Genomic DNA, 10,160 nt, shown 5'->3' with positions numbered 1-10,160 from the left:
AAAACTGGTGGACAGCAAACAGGACCAGACACCAGAGTTCAACCAGCCCGTGGCTGCGCTGTTGCCTCACGTGAACGCACTGAAGGACCAATTTAATCCTCAGGGTATCGCCAACCTGCTGTGGGCCATGGCAAAACTGGGTGAACTCGTTGAACTGAACGTGTTTACCTCCACGTTCGAATCGCTTGTCTACCGAATTCGTGAACCCCCCCTGCTCTCTCAAAAAGCCATATTGATGTCTCTCTGGGGAGTCATGGTATACTGTGCCAGGTTGTCTCTGCTCGCCACTGCCAATAAAAATAATGTGCTTGAAAAACACATAGATGACCTGTTTACTCGCCTGGGAAATATACCTCCCGACAATGAAGATGATCAATCCATCATTGCCCTGGCCGCAAGTTGGCTTGGCAGAACGTGTCCGATCATCCCCCATTACCAGACAACCATTTCAATACCTCAATCCAATTTCCTTGATCAACTCAAATCATGCATTCCCTCTTTAAAGATTGAAGAAGAAAAGAGTCTGAACTCCTTGCCTCCGGTTGACCTGCTACTGCCAGATCACAACATTGTTATTGAAATTCAGGGACCATCTCATTACACAAGTGCTGATTTCAAAACCAGGAATGGTTCGACTCTGCTGAAAATCGCACTGCTGAAAAAATCAGGATTTGAAGTCATTGAAATCCCGGCCAACATGCTTTGGAATCAGGATTCAATGAAATTATATATTGATCAAATAAAGGCCAGGGCAGGCATCCCGCCACAGGGTCATTCTGTATCACTTAACAGAGATGAGGCATACGTTACTACCGATAAAAGACGACAAGATCACGGTTACTTAACCGTCAAAGAACATTCAGAAAAGCAAACAGGTACATCAAAAAGGAGAAAAAGGACAAGAAAAAAGCCAGTAATCTCCTCCCTTCCATCATGATTCAAGAACCGTATGCACATTCAAGGGAGTGCCAGCGTTGAACACCTGTTGCCCATGCATCTCGCCCCGGATGATTTGAAAATAATGGATTGGTGGCATCAGGGGTAGATGAGTATCCCCAACCGTGTGGTGTTATCGACATTTCAGCAAAATGAACTTCTGAACAGAACAGCAGTCTGTTTTTTATATTTTCATGAATTAATGAAAAATAACTATGCATAGAAGCTCTGCTGGTATCGGTGGTCAATACGCAGGATCCGGTAATAATTACCACCAACCGGACGACCATGCCGCTGATTCAAGGCGTGGGCGATACAGACATGCCACAGTCAAACAATGGGATAATCCCCCCCGCACTAACCCGGGGCGTGATAAATTTTACCGATCTTCTGCCGTACGCTCCTCACAACATATACAGTGCCGTTCGGTAAACCCTGCTCAAGATTTTAATCCCCTCATCAAACAGGAAATAATGGATGGCCTGGTGAGTAAATCTGATCGGCTCGGTCATCGCTATGATGGGAGGCATCACGGCCAATATGCCAGTTCCATTAAAAAATACACGTCAGCTGCTAAAAGACCGTTAAATCGAGCGGAACAAAGCCAGCTGATACGTGTGATGCAAAATTTTACAGCAACGCGGAGCTGGAATTGGCTAAGTCTGACAACAACACTTCATTCATTTACCTCAGCGGGTGTTTTTACCCTTCATAAACCCATGGATCAGCTGGTTCAGCTTACTCAAGCGGCCTTATTGTCAACGCTACTTGATGCATTAATATTCAAGTGCAACCAAAAACCTGAAGCCAGGGATATTGATGCCCAGGGCATCGCCAATCTGCTGTGGGCCATGGCGAAACTGGTGGAAACCGGGCAGGAGCAGACACCAGAGTTCAAAGAGGCCATGGCCGCGCTATTGCCCCATGTGAACACCAATAAAGACCAGTTTATTCCTCAGCATATCGCCAACCTGCTGTGGGCCATGGCGAAACTGGTGAACTACGGGCAGGAGCAGACACCAGCACTCAATGGGGCCATGGCCGCCTTGTTGCCCCGCGTGAATGCACTGAAAGACCGATTTAAGACCCAGGGTATCGCCAACTTGCTGTGGGCCATGGCAAAACTGGTGGACAATGGACAGGAGCAGACACCAGAACTCAACGAGGCCGTGGCCGCTCTATTGCCCCATACGAACGCACAGAAAGCTAACTTTAACTCCCAGGAAATCGCCAACCTGCTGTGGGCCATGGCGAAACTGATGGACAACGGCCAGGAGCAAACACCAGAGTTCAACAAGGCCTTAGCCGCGCTGTTACCTTTCGTGAACGCACAGAAAGCTAACTTTAAACCACAGGAAATCGCCAACCTGCTGTGGGCCATGGCGAAACTGATGGAGCATGGCCAGCAGCAAACACCAGAACTCAACGAAGCCGTGGCCGCGCTGTTGCCCCACGTGAACGTCCAGAAAGCTAACTTTAAACCACAGGAAATCGCCAACCTGCTGTGGGCCTTGGCGAAACTGGTAGACAGTGGGCAGAAACGGACACCAGAGCTGAACAAGGCGGTAGTCGTGCTGTTGCCCAGTGTGAACCCACAGAAAGCTTACAAACCACGGGATATTGCCAACATGCTGTGGGCCATGGCGAAACTTGTGGACAACGGGCAGGAGCAGACACCGGAGTTCAAAGCGGCCGTAGCCGCGCTGTTGCATTGCGTAAACGCACAGAAAGCCAACTTTAAGCCAAAAGGTATCGTCAACCTGCTGTGGGGCACGGCGAAACTGGTGGACAACGGGCTGGATCCGACACCAGCTCTCAAACAAGCTGTCACCGCACTGTTACCTTACGTGAATGCATATAAAGACCAATTTCATGCCCAGGCTATTGCCAACCTGTTCTGGGCCATGGCGAAACTGGTGGACAACGGGCCAGAGCCGTTACCAGGGCTCCACAAGGCCGTGGTTGGCATGTTGCCCCTCATGAACGAACAGAAAGCTAACTTTAAGCCACAGGAAATCGCCAATCTGCTGTGGGCCATGGTGAAACTGGTCAACAAGGGGCTGGTGCGGACAGCAGAACTGAAAGATGCCGTGGCCGCGCTGTTGCCCAACGTGAACACACAGAAAAACAAATTTAATGCCCAGGAAATTGCCAACCTGTTTTGGGCCATTGCAAAACTGGTGGACAACGGGCAAGAGCAAACACCAGGGCTCAAAGAAGCTGTCAACTCGCTGTTATCCAACGAAAACGTACAGAATGCCAACTTTAAATCAGTGGATATTGCCTGCCTGCTGTGGGCCATAGCGAAACTGGGTGAGATCGTTGAGTTGAATGCGGTTACATCTATGTTCGAATCTCTTGTGTACAGAACCCATGAAAACCCTCTACTCTCCAGGCAAGATATCTTGATGACGCTCTGGGGAGTAATGGTATGCTGCGCCAGGTTGTCTCTGGTCTCCAATGCCAATAAAAATAACGTACTTGAAACGCACATGGATGATCTCTTTACTCGCCTGGAGAATGCATGCCCGGACAATGAAGAAGATCAACGCATCATTGCCATGGCCGCAAGTTGGCTTGGCAGACCGTGTCCGGTCGTCCCTCATTACCAGACTATCAGGTCAAAACTTCAATCTGACTTTCGCGATCAACTCCAATCATGCTTTCCCTCTTTGAAGATTGAAGAAGAAAAGAGTCTGAACTCATTACCTCCGGTTGACCTGTTACTGCCAGATCTCAACATTGTGATTGAAATTCAGGGACCGTTTCATTACGTGAGTAGTGATTTCAAAACCCGGAATGGTTCGACTCTGCTTAAAATTGCACTGCTGCAAAAAGCAGGATTTGAGGTTATTGAAATCCCGGTTAACCAGCTTTGGAACCGGGATTTAATCAAACGATGTATTCATCAAATAAAGACCAGGGTGAACACCCCGCCACAGGGGCATGGCTCTGAATCATTTACACGCCCAGGGAGAGATGTGGCATACTTTGCTGCCGATGCAGGATGGCAAGATCACGGTTACTTAACCGCCGAAGAACATAGAGAAGAGCAACCAGGCAAACCAAAAAGTAGAACAAGGAAGAGAAAAAAAAAGCCAGTAATCTCCCCCCTTCCATCATGACTGAAGAACCGTTTTCACATTCAAGGGAATGAGTGTCAGTTTTATCGACATTTCAGTAAAATGAACTTCTGAACAGAATAACAGTCTGCCCTTTATATTTTCATGAATTAATGAAATATCATTATGGATAGAAGCTCTGCTGATATCAGCGGTAAATACGCAAAATCAGGTAATGATTACAACCAACAGGATGACCGTGTCGCTTCTTCAATGGGTGGGCGATACAGACATGGCACAGTCAGAAAGTGGGATAATTCCCCCCGCAATACTCCGGAGGTCAACAAATTCCACCATTCTTCGGGCGCAAGCTCTTCTCAAGATCTACAGCGCCGTTCAGTAAACCCTGCCCAGGATTTTAATGCCCTTATCAATCAGGAGTTAATGGAAAGTCTGGTGAGAAAATCGGATCACCTGGGTTATCACTATGATGGGAGACATCACGGACAATATGCCAGTTCAATTAAAAAATATACGTCAGCTTCTAAAAGACCTCTAAATCGAGCTGAACAAGTCCAGCTGATACGTTTACTGCAAAATTTTACCGCAACACGGAGCTGGAATTGGCGAAGTCTGACGACAACACTTCATTCATTGACTTCAGCAGGTGTTTTTACCCCTCATAAACCCATGGATGAGCGTGTTAAGCGAACACAAGCTGCCTTATTGTCAACGCTACTTGATGCAATAATATTTAACTGCAACCAAAAACCTGAAGCCAGGGATATTGATGCCCGGGGAATCGCCAATCTGCTGTGGGCCATGGCGAAACTGGTGGACAGCGGCCAGCAGTGTGCACCAGAACTGATCGAGGCCGTGGCCGTGCTGTTGCCCTGCGTCCACGCAAAAAAAGACCAATTTAAGGCCCAGGGTATCACCAACCTGCTGTGGGCCATGGCGAAACTGGTGGACAACGGGCTGGAGCGAACACCTGAGTTTAACGAGTCTGTGGCCGTGCTGTTGCCCCTCGTGAAAGCACAGAAAGACCAATTTAGTGCCCAGGGCATCACCAACCTGTTCTGGGCCATGGCGAAACTGGTGGAGAACGGGCAGGAGCAGACACGTGGGCTCAAAGAAGCTGTGGTTGCCCTGTTACCCCACGTGAGTGTCCAGACAGCTAACTTTAACCCAAAGGAAATAGCCAACCTGCTGTGGGCCATGGCAAAACTGGTGGACAACGGCTTTAAGCAGACACCAGATCTCAACGAGGCCATAACCGGGCTGTTGCCCTATGTGAATGCACAGAAAGACCAATTTAAGGCCCAGGGTATCGCCAACCTGCTGTGGGCCATGGCGAAACTGGTGGACAACGGGCTGGAGCGGACACCAGAGTTCAACGATGCTGTGGCCACGCTGTTGACCCACATGAGCACACATATAGACCAATTTACTCCTCAGCAGATCGCCAACCTGCTGTGGGCCATGGCGAAACTGGTGGACAACGGGCTGGAGCGGACAACCGAGCTCAATGAGGCCGTCGCCGCGCTGTTGCCCCGCGTGAACGCACAGAAAGACCAATTTATTCCTCAGCATATCGCCAACCTTCTGTGGGCCGTGGCGAAACTGGTGGACAACGGGGAGTGGACACCAGATCTCAAAGCAGCTGGGGCCACGCTGTTGACTCACGTGAACGCATATCAAGCTAACTTTAAACCACAGGAAATCGCCAACCTCCTGTGGGCCATGGCAAAACTGGTGGACAACGGCCAGGAGCAGACACCAGGGCTCAAAAAGGCCCTGGCCGCACTTTTGCCCCACATGAACGCACATAAAGACCAATTTAATGCCCAGGGGATAACCAAGCTCCTGTGGGCCATGGCGAAACTGATGGACAGCGGCCGGGAGCGGGTTCCGGAACTCAACGAGGCTGTGGCTGCACTTTTGCCCCGCGTAAACGCACAGAAAGACCAATTTATTCCTCAACATATCGCCAACCTGCTGTGGTGCATAGCGAAACTGGGTGAGCTTGTTGAGCTGAACGAGGTTACCTCTACGTTCGAATCGCTTGTCTACCGAATCAGTGACAATCCTCAGCTCTGTCAACAAACGATATTGATGTCTCTCTGGGGAGTAATGGTATGCTGTGCCAGGTTGTCTCTGGCCTCCAATGCCAATAAAAATAACGTGCTTGAAAAGCACATGGAGGACCTGTTTACCCGGCTGGAAAATACCTGCCCAGACAATGAAGAGGATCAATCCATCATTGTAATGGCCGCCAGTTGGCTTGGCAGAGCCTATCCGGTCACTCCCTGTTACCCGATAATCATGTCAAAACGTCAATCTGACTTCCGCAATCAACTCCAATCATGCATTCCCTCTTTGCAGATTGAAGAAGAAAAGAGTCTGAACTCATTACCTCCAGTCGACCTGCTACTGCCAGATCACAACATTGTGATTGAAGTCCAGGGACCGTTTCATTACGTAAATGGTGATTTCAGCACCAGGAATGGATCAACCCTGCTTAAAATCGCACTGTTGCAAAAAGCAGGATATGAGGTCATTGAAGTCCCGTTTAAACAGATTTGGAACCGGGACTTAATAAAACTGTGTATTGATCAAATAAAGACCAGGATAAACATCCCGCCACAGGGGCATGACTCTGAATCATTTACCAGCGGGGAGACAGATGAGGAATACTTTACTGCCGATGAAGGGTGGGAAGAACAAGGCTACTTCACTGCCGAAGAACCTGCAGAACAGCAACCACGCAAACCAAAAAGCAAAAAAAAGAAGAGAAAAAAAACCAGTAATCTCCCCCCTTCCATCATGACTCAAAAACCGTTGTCACATTCAAGGGATGGCGTGCCAGCGTTGAACACATTTTGTTCATGAATCTCGCCCCGGATGATTTGCAAATAACGGATGGGTGACACCAGGGGTCGATGTGTATCCCCAAACACCTGGTTTTATAGACATTTCAGAAAAATGAACTTCTGAACAGAACAGCAGTCTGCTTTTTATATTCTCATGAATTAATGAAATATAATTATGGATAGAAGATCTGCTGGTATCAGTGGTAAATACACAAGATCAGGTCATGATTACAACCAACCGAAAGGCCATGCCCCTTCTTCAGGGCGTGGACGATATAGACATGCCACAGTCAGACAATGGGATAATCCCCCCCGCACTGCACCGGGTCGCAATCAATTTTACCATTCTTCTGGAGCAAACTCTTCTCAACATCTACAGGGCCGTTCAGTAAACCCTGCTCAGGATTTTAATGCCCTCATCAAACAGGAAATAATGGCTGATCTGGTGAGTAGATCGGATCATTTCGGTCATCGCTATGATGGGAGAAATCACGGACAATATGCCAGTTCAATTAAAAAATACACGTCAGCTGCTAAAAGACCGTTAAATCGAGCGGAACAAAGCCAGCTGATACGTTTGCTGCAAAATTTTACAGCAACGCGGAGCTGGAACTGGCGAAGCCTGACGACAACACTTCATTCATTGACTTCAGCGGGTGTTTTTACCCCTCATAAACCCGTGGATCAGCGTGTTAAGCTCACTCAAGCTGCCTTATTGTCCACGCTACTTGATGCAATAATATTCAAGTGCAACCAAAAACCTCAAGCCAGGGATATTGATGCCCTGAGAATCTCCAACCTGCTGTGGGCCATGGCGAAACTGGTGGACAACGGGCAGAAGCAGACACCAGAGTTCAAAGAGGCCGTGGCCGTACTGTTGCCCCACGTGAATGCACAGCAAGACCAATTTATTCCTCTGGGTATCGCCAACCTGCTGTGGGCCATGGCAAAACTGGTGGACAACGGGGAGTGGACACCAGAGCTCAAAGAAGCTGTGGCCACACTGTTGCCCCATGTGAACGCACAGAAAGACCAATTTAATGCCCAGAATATTGCCAACCTGCTGTGGGCCATGGCGAAACTGTCGGACAACGGACAAAAGCGGACACCAGAGCTCAACGAGGCCGTAGCCGTGCTGCTGCCCCACGTGAACGTACAAAAAGCTACCTTTAAACCGCAGGGTATTGCCAACCTGCTGTGGGCCATGGCGAAACTGATGGACAACGGCCAGAAGCGGACGCCAGGGCTTAACGAGGCCGTGGCCGCCCTGTTGCCCCACGTGAACGCACAGAAAGACCAATTTATTCCTCAGGCTATCGCCAACCTGCTGTGGGCCATGGCGAAACTGGTGGACAACGGTCAGGAGCAGACACCAGAACTCAAAGAGGCTGTAGCTGCGCTGTTGCCCTACGTAAACACACAAAAAGCTTGCTTTAAACCACAGGAAATCGCCAACCTGCTGTGGGCCATGGCTAAACTGGTGAACAACGGGCAGGAGTGGACTCCAGAACTCGAAGAGACCGTGGTCGCCCTGTTGCCCCTCGTGAACGCACAGAAAGAACAATTTAATGCCCAGGGGATCGTCAATCTGCTGTGGGCCATGGCGAAGCTGGTGGACAACGGGCAGGAGCGAACACCAGGGCTCAAAGAGGCCGTTGCCGCACTGTTGCCGAAAGTGAATGCACAGAAAAACCAATTTAATGCCCAGCATATCGCCAACCTGCTGTGGGCAATGGCGAAACTGTCGGACAACGGTCAAGAAGGGACACCAGAATTCAACGCGACCGTGGCCGTGCTATTGCCCCAGGTGAATGCGCAGAAAGCTAACTTTAAACCACAGGAAATCGCTATCCTGCTCTGGGCTATGGCAAAACTGGTGGACAACGGGCAGGAGCAGGCAACAGGTCTCATGGAAGCCGTGGCCGCGCTGTTGCCCCAAGTGAGCGCACTGAAAGACCAATTTAATGCCCAGAATATTGCCAACCTGCTGTGGGCCGTGGCGAAACTGGTGGACAACGGGCAACAGCAGACACCAGCGCTCAACGAGGCCGTGGTTGCCCTGTTGCCCCTCGTGAACGCACAGAAAGACCAATTTGATGCCCAGGGGATCGCCAACCTGCTGTGGGCCATGGTGAAATTAGTGGACGACGTGCAAGAGCCGACACCAGAGCTCAAAAAGGCCGCCACCGCGCTGTTGCCCCAAGTGAACGCACAGAAAGCTAACTTTAAACCACAGGAAATTGCCAACCTGCTGTGGGCCACGGCGAAACTGGTGGACAACGTGCAGATACCAGAGATTAAAGAAGCCGTCACCGCGCTGTTGCCCCACGTGAATGCGCAGAAAACTAACTTTAAACCCCGGGAAATCGCTATTCTGCTTTGGGCCATGGCGAAACTGGGTGAGCTCGTTGAACTGAACGTGGTTACCTCTATCTTCAAATCGCTGGTCCACAAAATCAGTGAAAACCCTCAGCTCTCTCAGCAAGACATATTTATCTCCCTCTGGGGTGTAATGGTATGCTATGCCAGGTTGTCTCTGGTCTCCAATGCCAATAAAAATGACTGGCTTAAAAAACACATATATGACCTGTTTATTCGCCTGAAAAATACCTCCCCGGATAATGAAGAGGATCAAACCATCATTGCCATGGCCGCCAGTTGGCTTGGCAGAGCGTGTCCGTTCGCCCCCCATTACCAGACAATGACTTCAAAACCTCAAACTGTCGTCCGCAATCACCTCACATCATGCTTGCCCTCTTTGAAGATTGAAGAAGAAAAGAGTCTGAACTCATTACCTCCGGTTGACCTGCTACTGCCAGATCACAACATGGTGATTGAAATTCAGGGATCGTCTCATTACGTGAATGGTGATTTCAAAACCAGGAAGGGTTCGACGCTGCTGAAAATCGCACTGCTGCAAAAAGCAGGGTTTGAGGTCATTGAAATTCCGGCTAACCAGCTTTGGAACCAGGATTTAAGGCAACCCTTTATTGATCAAATAAAGGCCAGGGTAAATATCTTGCGTTTTCATATTCCAGAGTAGTTGTTCTTCTCCAATCATTTGCGTTTATAGACAGTTCAGCAAAATGAACTTCTGAACAGAACAGCAGTCTGCTTTTTATATTTTCATGAATTAATGAAATTTAATTATGGATAGAAGTTCTGCTGGTATCAGTGGTAAATACGCAAGATCAGATAATTATTATAACCGACCGGGTGGCCATGCCGCTTCTTCAGGGCGTGGACGATATAGACATGCCACGGTCAGGCAGTGGGATCATCCCCCCCA

5 protein-coding genes are annotated in these 10,160 nt (G+C 49.2%); 4 read left to right on the top strand and 1 reads right to left on the bottom strand.

What is annotated here, in order from left to right; genetic code table 11:
- Positions 1-937, top strand: a 937-nt coding sequence (locus ACO6V1_RS20560) for an RAP domain-containing protein (protein ID WP_422468288.1), incomplete at its 5' end; no start/stop codon positions are given.
- Position 938: 1 nt separating this feature from the next.
- Here the strand turns inward: ACO6V1_RS20560 and ACO6V1_RS20555 are convergent.
- On the bottom strand, positions 939-1,157 hold the full coding sequence (locus ACO6V1_RS20555) for a hypothetical protein (protein WP_422450717.1): 219 nt from the start codon (positions 1,155-1,157) through the stop codon (positions 939-941).
- Here ACO6V1_RS20555 and ACO6V1_RS20550 point away from each other — a divergent pair.
- The 3 genes from ACO6V1_RS20550 to ACO6V1_RS20540 all read left to right on the top strand — a co-directional run bounded on the left by ACO6V1_RS20550 (position 1,152) and on the right by ACO6V1_RS20540 (position 9,914).
- Positions 1,152-4,061, top strand: coding sequence for a DUF1601 domain-containing protein (locus ACO6V1_RS20550; protein WP_422450716.1), 2,910 nt, complete (start codon positions 1,152-1,154; stop codon positions 4,059-4,061). The two genes, ACO6V1_RS20555 and ACO6V1_RS20550, sit on opposite strands and share 6 nt — an antisense overlap.
- A gap of 123 nt (positions 4,062-4,184) precedes the next feature.
- Complete coding sequence (locus ACO6V1_RS20545; protein ID WP_422468285.1) at positions 4,185-6,890, top strand: DUF1601 domain-containing protein; 2,706 nt, start codon at positions 4,185-4,187, stop codon at positions 6,888-6,890.
- A 156-nt stretch (positions 6,891-7,046) separates the two neighbouring features.
- Positions 7,047-9,914: a DUF1601 domain-containing protein gene (locus ACO6V1_RS20540; protein WP_422450714.1), complete on the top strand. Its 2,868-nt coding sequence runs from the start codon at positions 7,047-7,049 to the stop codon at positions 9,912-9,914.
- Positions 9,915-10,160 lie beyond the last annotated feature (246 nt).

The sequence above is a fragment of the Endozoicomonas sp. ALC013 genome (assembly GCF_049310205.1).
GTDB lineage: Bacteria > Pseudomonadota > Gammaproteobacteria > Pseudomonadales > Endozoicomonadaceae > Endozoicomonas.
This window is presented reverse-complemented; position numbering and strand designations above follow the sequence as displayed.

Coding starts and splice junctions, on each gene's coding strand:
- ACO6V1_RS20550 (WP_422450716.1), top strand. CDS start 1,152: ATGCATAGAAGCTCTGCTGGTATCGGTGGTCAATACGCAGGATCCGGT.
- ACO6V1_RS20555 (WP_422450717.1), bottom strand. CDS start 1,157: ATGCATAGTTATTTTTCATTAATTCATGAAAATATAAAAAACAGACTG.
- ACO6V1_RS20540 (WP_422450714.1), top strand. CDS start 7,047: ATGGATAGAAGATCTGCTGGTATCAGTGGTAAATACACAAGATCAGGT.
- ACO6V1_RS20545 (WP_422468285.1), top strand. CDS start 4,185: ATGGATAGAAGCTCTGCTGATATCAGCGGTAAATACGCAAAATCAGGT.